This is a genomic window from Nocardia sp. NBC_01377 (assembly GCF_045040005.1).
GTDB lineage: Bacteria > Actinomycetota > Actinomycetes > Mycobacteriales > Mycobacteriaceae > Nocardia > Nocardia noduli.
This window is the reverse complement of the sequence record NZ_CP109566.1, coordinates 2,076,175-2,093,864: the sequence shown is the minus strand read 5'-3', so window position 1 is coordinate 2,093,864 and position 17,690 is coordinate 2,076,175. Positions and strand designations below refer to the sequence as shown.

17 protein-coding genes and 1 pseudogene are annotated in these 17,690 nt (G+C 67.6%); 9 read left to right on the top strand and 9 right to left on the bottom strand.

The features are described from left to right. The first annotated feature begins 29 nt into the window (after nucleotides 1-29). The 3 genes and pseudogenes from OG225_RS09480 (at nucleotide 30) to OG225_RS09470 (ending at nucleotide 2,558) form a co-directional block, all read left to right on the top strand. Nucleotides 30-1,727 carry a bifunctional metallophosphatase/5'-nucleotidase gene (locus OG225_RS09480; RefSeq protein ID WP_405181329.1) on the top strand — a complete coding sequence of 566 codons (1,698 nt, stop codon included), beginning with the start codon at nucleotides 30-32 and terminating at the stop codon, nucleotides 1,725-1,727. A gap of 200 nt (nucleotides 1,728-1,927) precedes the next feature. Continuing rightward, a pseudogene (locus OG225_RS09475) lies at nucleotides 1,928-2,143 on the top strand (SDR family NAD(P)-dependent oxidoreductase); the annotation flags it as partial. 217 nt (nucleotides 2,144-2,360) lie between these two features. Further along, the gene (locus OG225_RS09470; protein WP_405183535.1) at nucleotides 2,361-2,558 is read left to right on the top strand and encodes a hypothetical protein; all 198 of its coding nucleotides are present in this window, start codon (nucleotides 2,361-2,363) and stop codon (nucleotides 2,556-2,558) included. Between the two features lie 79 nt (nucleotides 2,559-2,637). Here the strand turns inward: OG225_RS09470 and OG225_RS09465 are convergent, their stop codons facing one another. Beyond that, nucleotides 2,638-3,291 (bottom strand): cutinase family protein, encoded by a 654-nt coding sequence (locus OG225_RS09465; protein ID WP_405181328.1) that lies wholly within the window; start codon nucleotides 3,289-3,291, stop codon nucleotides 2,638-2,640. A gap of 310 nt (nucleotides 3,292-3,601) precedes the next feature. On the opposite strand from OG225_RS09465, the gene OG225_RS09460 reads away from it, so the two are divergent. The 3 genes from OG225_RS09460 (at nucleotide 3,602) to hemC (ending at nucleotide 7,063) form a co-directional block, all read left to right on the top strand. Next, nucleotides 3,602-4,300 carry a TetR/AcrR family transcriptional regulator gene (locus OG225_RS09460; RefSeq protein ID WP_405181327.1) on the top strand — a complete coding sequence of 233 codons (699 nt, stop codon included), beginning with the start codon at nucleotides 3,602-3,604 and terminating at the stop codon, nucleotides 4,298-4,300. A 2-nt stretch (nucleotides 4,301-4,302) separates the two neighbouring features. Beyond that, nucleotides 4,303-6,009: an FAD-binding dehydrogenase gene (locus OG225_RS09455; protein ID WP_405181326.1), complete on the top strand. Its 1,707-nt coding sequence runs from the start codon at nucleotides 4,303-4,305 to the stop codon at nucleotides 6,007-6,009. 124 nt (nucleotides 6,010-6,133) lie between these two features. Then, nucleotides 6,134-7,063, top strand: coding sequence for a hydroxymethylbilane synthase (gene hemC, locus OG225_RS09450; RefSeq protein ID WP_405181325.1), 930 nt, complete (start codon nucleotides 6,134-6,136; stop codon nucleotides 7,061-7,063). A gap of 73 nt (nucleotides 7,064-7,136) precedes the next feature. Here the strand turns inward: hemC and OG225_RS09445 are convergent, their stop codons facing one another. Beyond that, nucleotides 7,137-7,415 carry a three-helix bundle dimerization domain-containing protein gene (locus OG225_RS09445; protein ID WP_405181324.1) on the bottom strand — a complete coding sequence of 93 codons (279 nt, stop codon included), beginning with the start codon at nucleotides 7,413-7,415 and terminating at the stop codon, nucleotides 7,137-7,139. 173 nt (nucleotides 7,416-7,588) lie between these two features. Between OG225_RS09445 and OG225_RS09440 the strand changes: the two genes are divergently transcribed. After that, nucleotides 7,589-8,068: a nuclear transport factor 2 family protein gene (locus OG225_RS09440; RefSeq protein WP_405181323.1), complete on the top strand. Its 480-nt coding sequence runs from the start codon at nucleotides 7,589-7,591 to the stop codon at nucleotides 8,066-8,068. Nucleotides 8,069-8,179: 111 nt separating this feature from the next. Then, nucleotides 8,180-9,259 carry a hypothetical protein gene (locus OG225_RS09435; protein ID WP_405181322.1) on the top strand — a complete coding sequence of 360 codons (1,080 nt, stop codon included), beginning with the start codon at nucleotides 8,180-8,182 and terminating at the stop codon, nucleotides 9,257-9,259. Between the two features lie 79 nt (nucleotides 9,260-9,338). On the opposite strand, the gene OG225_RS09430 is transcribed toward OG225_RS09435, so the two are convergent. The 4 genes from OG225_RS09430 to OG225_RS09415 all read right to left on the bottom strand — a co-directional run bounded on the left by OG225_RS09430 (nucleotide 9,339) and on the right by OG225_RS09415 (nucleotide 12,688). Next, entirely contained in the window at nucleotides 9,339-9,644 is a 306-nt protein-coding gene (locus OG225_RS09430) for a helix-turn-helix transcriptional regulator (protein WP_332873274.1), read from the bottom strand. 136 nt (nucleotides 9,645-9,780) lie between these two features. Continuing rightward, entirely contained in the window at nucleotides 9,781-10,857 is a 1,077-nt protein-coding gene (locus tag OG225_RS09425; protein ID WP_405181321.1) for a hypothetical protein, read from the bottom strand. Continuing rightward, on the bottom strand, nucleotides 10,857-12,020 hold the full coding sequence (locus tag OG225_RS09420) for a sensor histidine kinase (protein WP_405181320.1): 1,164 nt from the start codon (nucleotides 12,018-12,020) through the stop codon (nucleotides 10,857-10,859). Before OG225_RS09420 ends, OG225_RS09425 begins: the two co-directional genes overlap by 1 nt. Beyond that, nucleotides 12,017-12,688: a response regulator gene (locus tag OG225_RS09415; RefSeq protein WP_405181319.1), complete on the bottom strand. Its 672-nt coding sequence runs from the start codon at nucleotides 12,686-12,688 to the stop codon at nucleotides 12,017-12,019. Before OG225_RS09415 ends, OG225_RS09420 begins: the two co-directional genes overlap by 4 nt. 528 nt (nucleotides 12,689-13,216) lie before the next feature. Between OG225_RS09415 and OG225_RS09410 the strand changes: the two genes are divergently transcribed. Then, on the top strand, nucleotides 13,217-14,269 hold the full coding sequence (locus tag OG225_RS09410; RefSeq protein WP_405181318.1) for an aminotransferase class V-fold PLP-dependent enzyme: 1,053 nt from the start codon (nucleotides 13,217-13,219) through the stop codon (nucleotides 14,267-14,269). A 36-nt stretch (nucleotides 14,270-14,305) separates the two neighbouring features. On the opposite strand, the gene OG225_RS09405 is transcribed toward OG225_RS09410, so the two are convergent. The 3 genes from OG225_RS09405 to OG225_RS09395 all read right to left on the bottom strand — a co-directional run bounded on the left by OG225_RS09405 (nucleotide 14,306) and on the right by OG225_RS09395 (nucleotide 17,656). Continuing rightward, nucleotides 14,306-15,607, bottom strand: coding sequence for an IS4 family transposase (locus OG225_RS09405; protein ID WP_405181317.1), 1,302 nt, complete (start codon nucleotides 15,605-15,607; stop codon nucleotides 14,306-14,308). 184 nt (nucleotides 15,608-15,791) lie between these two features. Beyond that, nucleotides 15,792-16,865 carry a diacylglycerol kinase gene (locus tag OG225_RS09400; protein ID WP_216917247.1) on the bottom strand — a complete coding sequence of 358 codons (1,074 nt, stop codon included), beginning with the start codon at nucleotides 16,863-16,865 and terminating at the stop codon, nucleotides 15,792-15,794. Then, on the bottom strand, nucleotides 16,862-17,656 hold the full coding sequence (locus OG225_RS09395; protein ID WP_405181316.1) for an SDR family oxidoreductase: 795 nt from the start codon (nucleotides 17,654-17,656) through the stop codon (nucleotides 16,862-16,864). Before OG225_RS09395 ends, OG225_RS09400 begins: the two co-directional genes overlap by 4 nt. Nucleotides 17,657-17,690 lie beyond the last annotated feature (34 nt).

Genomic DNA, 17,690 nt, shown 5'->3' with positions numbered 1-17,690 from the left:
AACGGGCGACGCGTGGGAAAGTCTCGCGTATGCGCGAGTCCCGTTCCATCGCCGGTGTCGTCATCGGATTCCTCGCTCTCGGCATGCTCGCCGGGTGCGCCCCCGCCACCGACGAGAGGTCGCCCGCGACCACATCCGGCGGTGCCCCACTGATCTCGACCGACGATCTCGTCGGAGTGAAACCGGACGAGGTGCACCTGTTCGGGTTCAACGACCTGCACGGCAATCTCGAGCCGCCGCAGGGGTCGACGGGCAAGATCGCCGGATACGACGCGGGTGGCGCGGTGTATCTCGCGACGCACCTGGCCAGGCTGAAAGCCGCCTATCCCGCCAGCGCGGTGGTGTCGGCGGGCGATAATATCGGCGCGAGTCCGCCCATATCGGGCCTGTTCCACGATGAGCCGACCATCGCGTTCATGAATACGGTCGGGGTCGCCGCCTCGGCGGTCGGCAATCACGAATTCGACGACGGCGTCATCGAATTGGGGCGGTTGCAGCGGGGTGGGTGCGCCCCGGACGGCTGCACGCCCGGAGAGCCGTTCACCGGCGCGAAATTCCCGTTCCTGGCCGCGAATGTCACCGACGCGTCGGGCAAACTCCCGCCCGCGCTGCGCGCCTGGACGATGGTCGAGGTCGGCGGGCGCAAGATCGGCGTCGTCGGCACCGTCACCGCCGACACCGTGAATATCGTGATGCCGGAAGGGATCCGGGGCTACAACTTCGGTGATCAGGTCAGCGCGATCAACGCCTACGTTCCCGAGATGAAGGCGGCGGGGGCGGAGACGATAGTCGCGCTCGTGCACGACGGCGGCGCGCAGCAGGCCGCGGGGACCGGCCCGGTCGACTACAACGGGTGTGCGAATGTCGGGCCGGAGGTCACCGCGCTCGCAACCCGGACCGACCCGGCGGTCCGCGCGGTGCTCACCGGCCACACCCATCAGCCCTACGTCTGCGCGGTGGACGGGAAAGTGGTCACCCAGGCCGCCTCCTACGGCAGGCTGATCACCGACGTCACCCTGCGGTTCGGCGCGGACGGCGTGCAGGCCTCGGCGGTGAACCGGGTGGTCACCCGCGAGGTCACCCCCGACGCGAACGCGACCGCGCTGGTGAATTTCTATGCCGAACAGGCGCGCCCGCGTGCGGCGCGGGTGGTCGGGACGACGGCCGTCGCCCTGCCGCACGATCCCGGCCCGGCCGGTGAGTCACCGCTGGGCAGCGTGGTCGCCGATTCCATGCTGACCGCGACAACCTCGGCTCCCTCGACCGCCGTCGCGGCGTTCACCAATCCCGGTGGTGTGCGCGCCGACCTGAAAGCCGGTCCGATCACCTACGGCGACATCTACACGGTCCAGCCGTTCGGGAACCAGGTCGTCACCCTCACCCTCACCGGACAGCAGGTGCTGCGGCTGCTCGAGCAACAATGGAGCAACGGGACCAAGAGCACGGTGCTGTCCCCGGCGGGCCTCACCTACACCTACGTCGATTCGGCGCCGAAGGATCAGAAGGTCGTGGCCGCGAGCGTTCGCATCGGAGGTCAACCGCTCAACCCGGTCGCGACCTACCGGATCACCACCAACAGCTTCCTCGCCTCCGGCGGCGACGGATTCACGGTCTTCACCGAAGGCACCGACAAGACCGTCGGCCCGACCGACCTCGGCGCGTTCGAATCCTTCCTGACCTCCCGCCCGAACGTGCAGGCTCCCACCCCTCGCGTCGAAAAGAAGTAATTCGACATTCTGTTCGCGCCGATGTGACCGGCGCATCAATAACTCCGATGTGTATATGAAAACTGTTGTCACACAAATAAATCACATCGGGCCCGCGGTGACAATTCACACAGCGTCCGCCGACCTCGCGGCTCGCTCCCGCCGAACCGGACCCATTACAGTTCCCCATCAGTCAGGACGAAGGTGTTCCCACCGACCGGATGCACGATTTCGAACGGACCATGGCCGTGAACTATTTCGGCGCGGTGCGCCTGATCCTGGGTCTGTTGCCCTCCATGCGCGCCCGCCGCTTCGGCCATATCGTCAACATCTCCTCCATCGCGGTGCAGACCAAGGTGCCGCGCTTCGCCGCCTACGTGGCCAGCAAATCCGCGCTGGACAATTTCAGTGAGATCGCCGCCGTCGAGAACAGCGACGCCGGAGTCGGATTCACCTCGATCCGGATGCCGCTGGTGCGCACCCCGATGATCGCGCCGACCGACCTCTACCGCTCGCTGCCCGTCCCCGATCCCGACCGGGCCGCCGCCATCGTGGTCAGGGCGCTCGAGGAGCGCCCCGATCGCATCGACACCCCCCGTCGGCACGTTCGCCCAGGCCGTCGACCTGCTGATGCCGTCGGTGAAGCGGTCCATCATGCATCGAGGTTTCCGTCGGTTCGGCGAATCCGATGCCGCGCGCGGGGTCTCGTCGATACCGCGCGCCGAGAGCGCGGACAAGTCCTCGGCCACCGGGACCGCGCTCGGCGTACTCGCCCCGGTGCTGCTGCCGTTGATGGCGTTACCGGGCCCGGCGGCCCGCATGGCGCGAATCGTGCCCGGATTGCACTGGTAGCGAAACGAATTCACCTCGACGCGGCGACGCGGGGTGGAGGCAGTGCCCTCCACCCCGCGTCGCCGTGCTCGGTCGCGGATCAGACGTGTTCGGCCGCGAGCCACGCCGCGGGTCCGAACGCCCATCCGTAATCGGTGTGCGTGCGGAAGTCGATGCCACCACCGCAGATGGGATCGCCGCTCACACAGTAATTTCCGGTTCGCCAAAGATAGAGATCCGAGACGCGCCAGCCGACCGCGCGCAGCGGATCACCGAACAGCAGAACCGCCGCGACCTTCGATTCGAGATGTATCGGCAGGACGTGGACGCCGGGAATCCAGGCGACCAGGGCGGTACCGAGTACCCCGTGGACGACCGCGGCCCCCTGGGAGTAACCGACCAGGACGAAACGCTGATCCGGGCAGTCCTCGGACTGCCGGACGAGGTGATTCACCATATCGGTCGTACCGTCGGCCGCCGACGACGGAACCGTCAGGTCGGCGGGATAATTCACCGCGTACGCGGTGGAATCGACCGGAAGTGCCTGTACCAGTTCGCCGTACAGCGGGTCACCGACCACGCTGCCAAGCCACCCGGGTTCTCCGGTCCCCCTCGCGACGACGACGTCCACCGCCGCGCAGTCGTTCGCCAGGGCCGTAGCGCCGAGACTCGTCACCCCCGCCACCAGGACCACCACCGCGAATGCCCGTACCGGACGCCACTTCTCGGAGAATTTGATGTGTCGAATTGCCATCGTGATCACCCACTCACGCCGTTGTGAGACGCCGAGTGGCGCCTGTCGATGACAAGCGCCACTCGGCTATATCCGCGAAGGTAGGGACGGCACCGGTCGGCGTCAAGGAATCGGACCGAAGCGAGACCGGCTCAACGCTCAATCGTTGTGCGGAGGGCGATTTCACTACGGGACGAGATCGACCGCGCCGGTGGAAGGTCCGTACGCGGGGTCGGCCGAGGGTGGCGCCGCCACCCGAATCCCACCGAACCGACACCCGGGGGCGGCGCGGGCTGATACAGTTCCGTATTCGATACAGAACTGTATCTAAATGACCGGAATATCCGTTTTGCCCGAGGAGAACGCCCTGCCATCGCCGACCACCCGGAGCGCACCGCGCCGCGTCACGCGCAGGCGTAGCGAAACCCGGCACCGCCTGCTCGCCGCCGCCTACGACGTCTTCGCCGAGGAGGGTTTCGGGCGCGCGTCGGTCGAGCGGATCTGCGACCGGGCAGGTTTCACGCGGGGGGCCTTCTACTCCAATTTCGCCTCGCTCGACGAACTGTTCCTCGCCATCTGGGAACAGCGCTCGGCGGCCATGCTCGACGATCTGCGCGCCGCGCTCGACGGCATCGGCGCGGACGGCGTCGGCGACCTGCGCGACGCCATCCACCGGCTGGAGCGGGCGGTGCACCTCGACGAGGCCTGGTTCCGGATCAGCGCCGAGTTCACCGCGCACGCCCTGCGCACGCCCGCCCTGCGCACCGCGATGGCCGACCGCGAGGAGGCGATCGTCACCGCGCTCGTCCCGACCGTGGTCGCGGCGCTGTCCGGACTCGGGCGCGATGTCGCCGATCCGGTCGTGCTCGGGCGGGCGATCGTCGCCGTGCACGACGGCACCGCGATCCAGGTGCTCATGGAACCGCTCGACAGCCGAGTGCGGCGCGCGCGTACCGACCTACTGCGACATGTGGTCCTGGCGTACAGCGCGCCCGCGGCGACCACACCGCCCACCACCCCCGAAGGATGAACATGACCAATTGCAGTCCCGAATTCGCGCGCACGGCCGATGTCATCGTCGTCGGCGCGGGTCTGGCCGGTCTCGTCGCGGCCTACGAACTCACCGCGGCGGGCCGCACGGTGCATCTGATCGATCAGGAGAACCGCGCCAATCTCGGCGGGCAGGCGTTCTGGTCGCTGGGTGGCCTGTTCTTCGTCGACAGTCCGGAACAGCGCCGGCTCGGGATCAAGGACTCCTACGAACTGGCGTTGCAGGATTGGCTCGGCTCGGCGGGCTTCGATCGTGACGACGAGGACCACTGGGCCCGGCAGTGGGCGCGGGCCTACGTCCGGTTCGCCGCCACCGAGAAGCGGGATTACCTGCACGCCTTGGGTTTGCGGGTGACACCGCTGGTCGGCTGGGCCGAACGCGGCGGCGCTTTCGCCGACGGGCACGGCAACTCGGTGCCGCGTTTCCACCTCACCTGGGGTACCGGGCCCGAGGTGCTGCGCGTCTTCGCCGAACCGGTGCTCGACGCCGAGAGGCGCGGTCTGGCCGGGTTCAGTTTCCGGCACCGGGTGGACGAGCTGCTCGTCGAGGGTGACGCGGTGGTGGGTGTGAAGGGCGGTGTCCTGGAGGATTCCGATGTCGCGCGCGGTGTCGCGTCCTCGCGCGAGGTGGTCGGCGAATTCGAGTTCCGGGCGTCGGCGGTCGTCGTCACCTCCGGCGGAATCGGCCACAACCACGAACTGATCCGCCGGAACTGGCCGACCGACCGTCTCGGGCCGTGCCCCGAGACGCTGATCTCCGGTGTGCCCGCCCACGTCGACGGCCGTATGCTCGGGATCACCGAGGCCGCGGGCGGCGCGATCGTCAATCGGGATCGCATGTGGCACTACACCGAAGGCATCGTCAACTGGGATCCGATCTGGCCGGACCACGCCATCCGCATCATTCCCGGCCCCTCCTCGCTGTGGTTCGACGCGAACGGAAAACGGCTGCCCGCACCGTGTTTCCCCGGATTCGACACCAACGCCACGATGAAGGAGATCCTCGCCTCCGGCTACGACTACTCGTGGTTCGTGCTCACCCAGTCGATCATCGAGAAGGAGTTCGCGCTCTCCGGTTCCGAACAGAACCCCGATATCACCGGCAAGGATCTCAAACTCACCCTGAAGAGCCGCGTCGCCAAGGGCGCGCCCGGTCCGGTCGAGGCGTTCAAACAGCACGGCGTCGATTTCGTCGTCGCCGACACCCTGCGCGAACTCGTCGACGGCATGAACAAGATCGCCCGCGGCCCGCGACTCGATCACGACGCGCTCGAAGCGCAGATCGTCGCCAGGGACCGGGAGATCGGCAACAAGTTCAGCAAGGACGCCCAGTTGATGGCGATCACCAACGCGCGCCGGTACTTCGGCGACAAGGCGGGCCGGGTGGCCAAACCGCATCGCATCCTGGATCCGGCGCACGGCCCGCTGATCGCGGTCCGGCTCAATATCCTCACCCGCAAAACCCTCGGCGGCCTCCAGACGACCCTGGACTCCCAGGTCGTGCGCCCGGACGGCACACCGTTCGCGGGCCTGTACGCCGCGGGCGAGGTCGCGGGATTCGGCGGCGGCGGCGTGCACGGATACAACGCGCTCGAGGGCACGTTCCTCGGCGGCTGCATCTTCTCCGGCCGCGCCGCGGGGCGCGCGCTCGCGTCCCGGCTCGCGGACGCCGAGACGTCGGTGGGTTAGGGTGATACAGGCAACAGTCCTCGACTCTTTTCCCCTGCACGGACATCCGAACCAGCGCCGATACGGCCGACGCGCGCGCGTCCCCTCTGTTCGCCCCCGATCGCGGCGGAGTAGTGTCCCCTGAATGTCGCGTGGGCGCGTTATTCGCATTTCGACCCGATCAAGTCCGATGGCTCTGGCGCAAGCCGAACAGGTCGCGGGCCTACTCGCGGGTCTCGGGGTGGACAGCGAGATCGTGAAATTGACCACCGCGGGTGACCGGTGGATGGGCGATCTGTCGAAACTCGGTGGCAAGGGCGCGTTCGTCAAGGAGATCGATGTCGCGCTGCTCGCCGATGACGCCGACCTCGCGGTGCACTGCCTCAAGGACATCCCGGGCGATATCCCGGTGCCCGAGGGACTCGCCTTCGCCGGGTATCTGCCGCGCGAGGATGTACACGACGCGGTGATCACCCGCACCGGCGCTCCGCTGAGCGAGTTGCCGGAGGGCACCGTGGTCGGGACCAGTTCGGTCCGGCGCAGCGCGCAATTGCGGCTGCACTACCCGCACCTGGCGGTGAAACCGTTGCGCGGCAACGTCAATACGCGGCTGGCCCGCCTCGAAGAGGGACATATCGATGTCCTGATCGCGGCGGTCTCCGGCCTGCACCGGGTGAACCAGGCGCACCGCATCACCGAAACCCTCGGTCTGGACGTCATGCTCCCGCCGATCGGCGCGGGCGTCATCGCGTTGCAGTGCCGTAAGGACGACACCCGACTGCTCGAACTCGGCGCTCGGCTCGACGATGCCGTCACCCACCGGCACGCCGACGCCGAACGGGCGATGCTGCACGCGCTCCAAGGCCACTGCAACTCCCCCATCGCGGGCTACGCGACCTCCGATGCCACCGGCCGCCTCACCCTGCACGGCAAGGTGTTCGACCTCGACGGCAGCCGCTGGCTCGACGCCATGCACTGGGGCGTCGCGGAGGATCCGCAGGCACTGGGCTTCTTCGTCGGCGCGGATCTACTGCGCCAGGGCGCGCGTGCGCTGATCGACTCCATTCCGCACTGAGACCGACCGCGTCGTCGGACCGACACACGAATCGCCGGGCACCGTACGGTGCCCGGCGATCGTCGTCCGACGACTACACCTCGGCGGACGTTCTCGTGCCGTGCTGCTCCGCGTCGGCGGCCTTCAACAGTTCGCGGGTGTATCGCTCGGCGAGCAGGGGAAGGAAATTGTCGATATTCGCGTGGTCGGCGACATGCGCGTACGCGGCGCGCACCATGACGTCGATATCGTCGTCGGCCGCGATATCGTCGAATTCGCCGCGCAGGCGCTCGACGGCGGCGCTGAGCGCCGCCTGCTGGTCGAGAGTCAGGTCGGAATGGGTGTTGTCGGGTTCGATCGGGCTGTCGGTCACGATGGCTCCTCGACGTGCCGTATGGATTTCTCATCTGCCGAGCCGGGCTCGGGTCACCCGCGCTCGACTGTCGAGTACCCGATTCGCCGCCGTTCACCCGGGCGAACGGCGAGCGAAACGCGGAATTAGAACACGTTCTTGTGCGGTGGCGAACCGCGTGCGACGCTGTCGGCATGGACCTCGCCGCCGTGGAAGCTGTTCGGCAGCTCAAATACCGCTATTTCCGGACACTCGACCTCAAACAGTGGGACGAATTCGCCGACACCCTCACCGAGGACGCGGCGGGACGATACGGCACCCACGCGCTCGGTGAACCGCTGACGCTGGACGGACGCGAGGCCATCACCGATTTCATGCGGCAGAATCTCGGCCCGTCCCTCGTCACCGTCCATATCGCGAATCACCCCGAGATCACCGTCGACGGCGATACCGCCACCGGTTCCTGGGCCTTCGAGGACACCGTCATCGCGACCGAATACGGCGTCCTGATCAGGGGCGCCGGGTACTACACCGACCGGTACCGCCGCGACGACGACGGCCGCTGGCGTATCAGCGAAACAGGCTACCGGCGGGTTTACGAATCGTCACAGGCCCTGGCCGACACACCCAGTTACCAACTGCTGAGCAATATGTGGGCCTCGTCCGACCGGTGACCGCGACGGCGGAAAGCCGGAGGAAATCCCAGAGAATGGTGACGACCTGTTGCGGCCGTGGCATTTCCACGCAATAGTGACCTCTTGCGGTTGACACGGAAAGGTCCAGGGATGGCACTCAGGTCTATCGCGGTCTCATTGGCCGCGGTCGGGCTCACGATCTTCGCTCCGAACGCCTCGGCGGACGGGACCGGACCCTTCGCCTACGTCCCGGTGGTGAGCGAGGGCGCCGTGCTGGTGGTCGACACCGCCGCGGACCGCGTGGTCCAGCGCATCGAGAACGCGGGCCCACACGCCTCGTCGGTCACGACATCGCGTGACGGCCGCAAGCTCTACGTGCAGGCGTTCAATCCGCCGTTCGTCGGCACCGACGACATCGCCGTGATAGATCGCGAATCGAACGCGGTCACTTCGCGTATCCCGATCACGGGAACCGACGGACTCGCCCAGCCGATCGCGGATCCGGTACGCGACCAGGTGTACATCCTGACCGCGCGACCGTCCATCGACGTGCTGAGCACCAAGACCGACACGCTGCTGCGCTCGATGCCGTTGCCCGCCATACCGTTCGCGGCCGCCATCGCGCCCGACGGCAGCCGCGTCTACGCCGTGTTCGCCGATTCCACCGCGGCCGCGTTCGACCCGGAGTCCGGATTCCAACTGGGACAGCGCATCCAGATCGACGGGTCGGTCCCCTACGCCGCCGCGATCTCCCCTGACGGCCGCAAGCTCTATTCGATGAATGTGCTCGGCGACAACGTGTCCGTCATCGACACCGCCGGTTGGCAACGAACCGGGGCGATCTCGTTCGGAGCGGGCAGCGCGCCCGTGGCGGGCGCGATCAGCCCCGACGGCACCCGACTGCTGGTCGCCACCGTCGGCTCGGACGCGGTCCAGGTCGTCGACATCGCGACGGACCGGGTAGTCGGCACCGTGCCCGTCGACGCCCCGGTCTCGGTCGGCTTCACCGCCGACGGTGCCAAGATGTACGTCGGCAGCCTCGGGCCGCAGGCACGCCCGCTGGTTCCCACCGCGATCGCCGGATTCGACGCCACCGAGGTGCTTCCCGCGTTCCTCCAGGCGAATCCGCGTCCCGGAACCCTGATCCCCTTCGGCACGTCCGATTTCCAGCAGGCAGGCGCCCCCATCGGCATCGGATCCGGGCCGGGCTCGGCCGCCTTCTCGCACTGACACCGGATTTCCGACGGCGAAAGCGGACAACCCGGTCGCCGTCGTCGTGTCCGGACCGTTCTGTTCCCCTCGGATCTCGTCAGATCTCGTCGAGATCGAGATAGCCGTCCTGGAGCGCGCGCGCCATCAGCGCGGCCTTGGTCGGCGCGGGTCGGCCCGCGCGTTCGTACTTGTCCCGGATACGGACGAGATGGGTGTTGACGGTCCCCGGGGAGATGTACAGTTTCTGGCACACTTCGGTTTTGGAATCGCTCGCGATCCACGCGAGCAGAACTTCGATCTCCCGCGGGCTCAACGGCGGGGTGATACGACGGCGGCGCGGGGTGGCGGCACCCGCGGCCGACAGCGACGACACTGATTCCGGGACAGCGGAAACGAACGACACGATGATCTTCCTTCTTCCGTCGATATTCGGGTCCGGCACCGGTCTCCCCGATCACGACACGCGCCGACCTCACCTGAATGCTAGTGGATTGCTCACTGACGGAGCAGATTCCAGTTCCTTGACCCCAGAGTTGGTGTCATCGTTCGCCGGGATAACGATCTTCCTCGTCGTTCCCGGTAGAGGTGGTGCGCAGACCGGCGTCGTGGCCGACCTCCACCCGGCGAATCCCGTTAACCGGATGGTTGACGACGATCGTCGCGAGCATCGAACGGCGCGGTGGCAGTATCCGGATACTCACGCTGCCCGCGTCCGCGCGCTCGAGTTCGGCGGCCACCACATCGACCAGGCGTGCCCGTACCCGCGCGGTCACGCCGTCGAGACCGTGATCGTCGACGAGCACCACATCGACACCGCGGCGTCGCGCGGCGCGGGCTTTCGCCGTCACCGGGGCGACATCGAGCGCGGGCGCGCGCAGGCTGTCCCTCAGATGCGCTTCGATCAAACGGCATTCGGTCCTGATCTCGTGGTCGAGCGGGCCCGGTCCCGCGATCGTCTCGAGAATCGGGCGCACGAGCCGATCGACCCGCCGCGTCTGATCTCGGCGCTCTTCCAAGGCGGCCGCCGCCGCGGCTTCCCGGCCCGCCCGCCGTGTCGATTCCTCTCGCAGCGCGAAGATCTCGTGGGCGGCCGGACGGATCGTGTAGGCGAAGAAGGTCGCCATGAACAGCGGCCCGAGATTGATGATCGAGATCTCGACCCCGTGGCCGACGCCCTGACCGGTGCGCGCCGACCACAGCGCCGAAACCCCGATCATCGCCGTCATTGCGAGCCACGCGGCGGCGGCGCGTCCTCGCACGCACAGGAAGGTCGCGGTGACCGTACCGGACCCGAACGGCCACAGTTGCGCCGCGGAGGTCGGTGGCACCGGCAGTTCACACAGCACGAGCAGACTGCACACCGGAACCGAGATCGCCAGGGCGAGGGTGAGTATCGGCGCGAGCGGGTCGCTGCGCGCCGCGATCAACGTCGCGGTCGCGAGTACCGTCAGCGCCAGCGCGACGAACACCGGCCACACTCGGTCGACGTCGCCGGAGGAGGTGATCGCCAGTGCCGCTTCCGAACACAGGTAGAAGCCCGCGATGACCCACGCCGCGCGGGTGTTCATCCCCAGCAGGGTGCCCGCGTCGCGCACCGGGACGCCCGGTTCGCTCATCACGCCCGCCACGACATACGGACGGTGGTGCCGTGTCCCGGCCGCGAGCGCACATCGACCGTCCCGCCAGTCAATCGGCGCAACCGCCCGATGATGCTGACCGACAGTCCGAGCCGGTGCGGCGCGACGGCGGCCGGATCGAACCCGATCCCGTCGTCGGTGACGACGATATCGATACCGGACGGCTCGACCGTGAGGTCGACCCGGCGAATCGCGTCGACGCCCGCGTGCAGCACGCTGTTGCGGATCGCCTCGGTCACCGCGGCGCCGAGAACGCGGACCGGATCGGACGGGAAGGACGCGTCCCGGACATCGTCGTGGGTGTGCACCGTGACCTCGAGGGTGTCGTCCGCGTCCGCGACGGCGGTGCGCAGGTGCGCAATCAGCACGGCGGTCGTGTAGCCCTCGATATCGTCGGGTTCGCTCTCACCGAGTTTGACCAGGGCGAGTCCGGCCTGCTGGCGTACCTCCTCGCGCGCGGTGCGCCTGGCGGCGGCCAGCAGTGACGACATGACCCAGTCGTGGATCAGCGCGTTGAATCGGGCGCGCTGCACACTGCGCGACTGCGCCGCGGCTGCCGCGGCGGCGCTGGCGTGCGCGGCGGTCCTGGTCCGGTCGAGGAGCCTGCCGGTACGCATCGCCATCAGCGCCGCGGCGACGAAGATCAGGCAGAAGCTGAGCGCGAACATCAGATCGGGCAGGAAGAGACCGTTGCGATCGGGCATCCGGCAGTAGTGGTTGATCAATTGCACAGGAACGACCGCCGCCGCCAGCAGCGCCACCGCCCACGGCGGTCGCCAGGTGAGAGCCGCGGCGAGCCCGGCCAGGCCGGGGATGGTCGAGATCCACGCGTCCGCGGCGAGCAATGTGCCGTCCCAGGCCAGCGGCCACAGCAGGGCGGCGACCACGAACAGCAGCGCCGTCGCGGCGGCGGCGCGGTACATCGGGGTCGGGTCGCCGTGGAAGGACGCCAGACCGAGGACGATGGGCGGCCCGAACACCATGGGGACCGCGATCCAGGTCCACCAGGTCGACATCGCGGCGGCCTGGGTGGTGATGTCGCGAAACATCAGCGCCAGATAGAACACGTACCCCGATCCGATGAACCGGGCGAACAGCCGGGTGATCCGCATTCCGGCGGAATCGTTTCCCCGGGTTGTCATCTCCGACGTCTCGGGATGGGTAACCAACCGTCCTCCAGCGCGCGCTTGAACAATTCGGTCTTGTTCCGAGCCGGCCGACCGGCCTCGGCGTATTTCTGGCGGATCCTGCCGAGATAGGCGTTGACCGTATCCGCGGTCAGCCCGGTCAGTTTCGCGACGCGGGCCGCCGGTTCGCCCGACGCGTACAGCGAGAGCACATCGCGCTGCCGTGGACTGAGATCGACCTCGGCGAAACTGTCGTCGGAATCGATGGCGGCCGCCCAGTCCATACTCGGCACCAGTTCGCCCACGGCGGCGGCGCAGACGGCGGCGGCGATCACATCGTCACGTTCGGATTTGCGCACGACACCGAGAACTCCCGCGCGCGCGGCGGCGCGGACCAGGAACGGTTCGTCGCCGGAGGTGAGTACCAGCGCCTCGACTCCGGCCGCGCGGAGCTGCTCGACATTGGCGATCGGCGACGAGCCGTCGGGGAGACGCAGATCCAGGACCACCAGGTGCAGGTCACGGGTGACAGCCAGCAGTTCGGTGACCGATGCCGCGGTGGCGACGATCTCGACATCGGGCTCGTCGGCGAGGATCTGACGCAGACCGGCGATGGTCACCGCGTGATCCTCGACCACCCCGACCCGGCGCGGATATTCGGTCCGACCGTTCGAGCTACGCACATTCGTTCCCCTCGTCGAATATCGCTGTCCGTCGTCCGGCGGCGTCCGGATCCCGTTGTCCGCCGTTCACATCATTGTGTGAGAATTTCTCCGGCGAACACCGATCACACTATTTCGCGGAATGAATCGACGATGATATTCCGAGCCGTGAAAGAGATATGCCGTGAAAGTCGGACGGTACGCGGTACCGATCACCCGACGATGAAAGTTCCTACCTCACCCGCTGTTCCGAGCGTCGGGCGGCGGATCGCCGCGCTTCGGAACCGGAGGTAATTCGATCCACCGCATTCCCGGTGACAGGCCGAGGTAATGGACCGATAATTCGACACGGTCGGCGGAACCGAATTGAGCACCGGACAATGCTAACGCAGCGACGTCACGTTTGCCAGGAGATGGCGGAACGTTAATTATACCGAATGGTTGGCACTTGATCGCGGGAATATATTTCTCGCGCGGCCACCGAGGAAAGGTCCAGTTTCGCGGCACCGGCGCTGGACACGCATGGCGACGAGATCACATGCTGAGTCCATGAAGTCGCTCGCACCGGCCGAATTCTGCTCCGAGACCACCTATCTCAATACCGCCGCGTACGGGCTGCCACCCGCGCGCGGCCTCGCGGCCGTGCGGGAGGCGACTGTGCGATGGGCGGCGGGGCGGGGTAGCGGGCTCGCCTCCGACGACGAGAGCGTCGAGACCGTGCGCGCGGGGTTCGCCCGATTGCTCGCGGGCGCGACCCCCGACGACATCGGCCTCGGCGGCACGGCCGCCGGACTCGTCGGCCCGGTGGTCGACGCGCTGGCGCCGGGGGCCGAGGTCCTGATCGCCGACGGCGAGTTCTCCTCGGTCTCCATGCCCTTCCTGCATCGCGGCGACCTCTCGGTCCGTTTCGTTCCGCTGGCGGACCTCGCCGATCGGGTGCGGGCGGAGACGGGGTTGGTCGCGGTCAGCGTGGTGCAGTCCGCGAACGGCCGCGTCACCGATCTGTCCCGGTTGCGCGCCGCCACATCGGCGCACGGGACCCGCCTGCTCGTCGACGCGACCCAGGCCGCGGGGTGGCTGCCGCTGAGATTCGCCGACGCCGACTACTGGATCTGCGCCACCTACAAGTGGATGATGGGCGCCCGCAGCGTGGCGTTCTTCGCCGTCGGTCCGGAGGCCGCCGCCGCGCTGCGACCGCTGTCCCCCGGCTGGTACGCGGCCGCCGATCGCTGGGCCGAACTGTACGCGCCGGTGGCGCTGGCGAATTCGGCGCGGCGCTTCGACTTCTCCCCCGACTGGCTCGGCATCCTCGTCGCGGGCGCCGGGCTGAGCCTGCTCGAAGAACTCACCGTCGAGACCGTCCACGCGCACGACATCGGCCTCGCCGACCGGTTCCGCGCCGGACTCGTCGAGCGCGGGTACACGCCGGTACCGGGACGATCGGCGATCGTCTCGGTACCGGGCGCGAGCGCATCGGCCGCCCGTCTCGAACAGGCCGATATCGTGGTCGCGGCGCGGGGCGGCGGACTGCGTTTCGCCTTCCACCTCTACAACAGCGCCGACGACGTCGACCGGGCACTGGAGGTGCTCGGCGACGCCTAACCCCAATGCCGCGCAGTTTGGCGGGTTGGTCTGATGTCAAGTTGGTGGTTTTCGGAGGTTGATGGTGATGTCGATGTTCGGGTAGTTGGTGCGGTCGATGATGCCTTTGGCGCGGTGTTTGGAGATGGCGCGTTTGACGACGCGGGGGCTTTGCCGGGGTCGGCGGGTGGGTATCGGATCGGCCAGGACCGCGCGGCCGATGCGTCCGACCAGGTCGATGGCGGTGTCGGCGATGACTGCGGCGGCGTGGATGAGTTGGTCGCGGGCGGTGTTGAGCGCGATGGTGAAACTGGCGTGCAGGGGGCCGGGATGACCGTGTGTGGCGTCGGCGATGGCGATGCGCAGTGCCTGGTGGGTGACCAGAAGGGCGTAGACTTCTTGGTCGATCCCGTTCGGGGTGCGGGCGCGTAGCACTCGACCGTTGAGGATGCTCGATTTGATTTCGGCGTAGCTGGTTTCGATCTGCCATCGCTGGTGATAGAGCCGCATGAGTTCCATCGCGGGGTAGCGGCGGTGGTCGGTCAGTGTGGTGAGCAGCCGGTAGTGTTCGGTGCGCCGTGGCCCACCGTGTGGCGCGACCTCGATGTCGGCGTCGATCACCCTCACGACGATCTGGCCTTTCAGCGTGAGCCAGGACCCGTCGGCCGAGCGCTCGATCATCGGGACTGCGTGGCCTGTTTTCGCACGGACCAGCAGGTCGGCCTTGGTTTCGGCGATCTGGGTGATCAATGCCGCGACGGCGGAGTTGCGGTCGGCCAGCAACAGCATGCCCTCTCGTAGGCACCCGAACAGCTGTGGGGCGTATGCCTGTTCGGAGATACCGTGGGTGCCGAACACGGCATCGATGACGGTGCGGGTGCCACACGCCACCACCGTCAGCAGTCGTAGCATCGGGTACCCCGACTCACCGTTGCCGCTGCCTTGACGGTGGTAGGTACTCAGATTGGCAGTGGTATCGGGCACGAACATGGTGGTGGCATCGATGGCACAGACGAGCAGTCCGCGCCACCGGGTCGCGCCGGCGGCAGGCCCGGCGAGCAGGCCGAACAACTCCCGCAGCGGCGCGGACCCGACCCGGCGACGAGCCTGGGTCAGGGCCGAGGAACCCGGGCGGGCCGGGGCCGGGCCATCCAGACCCGCGATCATCCGCGCCCAGACCTGCGTGTAGCCGATATCGGCGAACAATGCCCCGGCCAGTAGCAGATACACCACCACACGCGAGGGCAGATCCCGCACCCTCGACTGCACCGCCCGCGCCGATTCCAATGCGGCATCGACCATTTCGAACGGCACGATCTGGGTCAACTCACCCAGATGCCCCGGCGCGAACACCCCCACCGCGACCCTCGGCGCACGTGTGATGACAGACTGAACAGACAGCGGAGCTCCCGGTGGATGGTTTGTCTTGGAGGACGAAACCTCTCTACCAGTAGTTCCGCTGTCTCATTTCACGACATACCGCGCCCCACAACACGACTCGCTTGACACACCCACCAACCACCTAAACTGCGCGGCATTGCGCCTAACCCCGCCGGGTGGCCGGGGCGGTGATCAGCGGCAGGTCGAGCGCGGTGCGAATGCCGGGCTCGGCCGCCACGACGGCGGGTACCGCGTTGACGATGCGCATGGCGGTCGCGAGCAGCGTGGCGAAATTGTGATCGCCGCGCGGACTCGAGGTGACGACATCCATGGCGTAGCACGGGTCTCCGGTGATCTCGATCCGGTAGGAACCCTCCCGGTGCGCGGGTTGGCGCCACTGCGGGCACAGATCGGGGCGCAGCCGGGTCACGTGTTCCAGCACCGTCACCGGTTCGTCGCCGACCATGCCGCGCACTTCGAAACGCAGTGCGGCAGCAGTTCCCTCGGCGATATGGCCGGTGACGATATCGAAGGATTCCGGGGCCGGGATCCGTTCGTAGACCTCGGTGACACTGTCGAGGGTGACCCCGATGCCCGCCGCGAGCTGACGCACGGTGCCGCCCCACGCCAGCGAGAGCACACCGGGCTGCAACAGCATCGGCACCTCGTCGAGCGGTTTGCCGAAACCCATGATGTCGAACATGACCGCGCGATTGTCGTAGCTGGCGTAGTCGACGATCTCCACGCAGCGAAGTTGATCGATGCGCAGACAGGTGCCAGCCAGCGCCAGCGGTAACAGGTCGTTCGCGAAACCGGGATCTATCCCGTTGACCCAGAGCGACGAATTGCCTTCGCGTGCCGCCTCTTCGATCGGCGTCAGCAGTTCGGCGGGCAGCACGCCGTAGGGATACTGGAAGAACACCGGCGCGCAGGCGACGACGTTGATCCCGGCGGCGAGCAGCCGCCGCAGATCCTCGATGGCCTCCATCAGCCGGTTGTCGGTCATCGAGCAGTAGACGACGCAATCCGGTTTCGCCGCGATCACCGCCGCCGCGTCGTCGGTCGCGATCACTCCCACCGGATGATCCAGTCCGGCGAGGATTCCCGCGTCCCGACCGGCTTTGTCCGGACCGGAGACCCACACGCCGGTCAATTCCAGATCCGGCGAGGCGATGATGCCCGCCAGCGCGTGCCTACCGACATTGCCCGTGCCCCACTGCACTACGCGACAGCTCATGACAGGTCCGGAATCGGCAGGTCGAGATTCGGGCTGATCAGGCCGCCGTCGGGTTCGAGCACCTTACCGGTCAGGTACTTTCCGGCCGGTGAGACGAGATACAGTGCCGCGGCGGCGATATCCTCCGGTTCACCGATGGTGTGCAGCGGCGTCTTCGACTCCACCTCGGTGCGCATGGCGTCGTTGCCGGCGACGATCTCGAGCGCCGAGGTGAGAATGGAACCCGGCGCGATGGCATTCACCCTGATGCGCGGATTCAGGTCCAGCGCGGCCAGTTTCGTGTAGTGCGCCAGCGCCGCCTTCGCGGTCCCGTAGGCGGCGAAGGCGCGCCCGGGCAGCCGACCCATCGTCGAGGTGATGTTCACGATCGAACCCTCACCCGCGGTCTCGAGTATCCGCGGCACCGCGGCGCGGACAAGCGCGTGCGCGGTGGTGACGTTGAAGCGGAAGGCCGATTCCAGCGCGTCCGGCGTGGTGCCGAGCAGTGTGCACGGCATCGCGCCGCCGACATTGTTGACCACGATGTCGAGGCGGCCGAACTGCTCGACCGCCGTGGCGGCGAGTGCGGCGACGGCGTCGATATCGTTCAGGTCGGCGGGAACCACGTGGGCCCTGCGACCGACCGCGGCGATCGCGTCGGCCACCTCGTCGAGCTGGCTCTCGGTCCGCGCCGCGACGACCACGTCGGCTCCCGCTTCGGCGAATGCCACCGCGATCGCGCGGCCCAGTCCCCGTCCCGCACCTGTCACGACGGCGACCTTGCCGTCTATCCGGAATCTGTCCAGAATCATGCGATCCACCCGTTCATCTGACGAATATTCGACA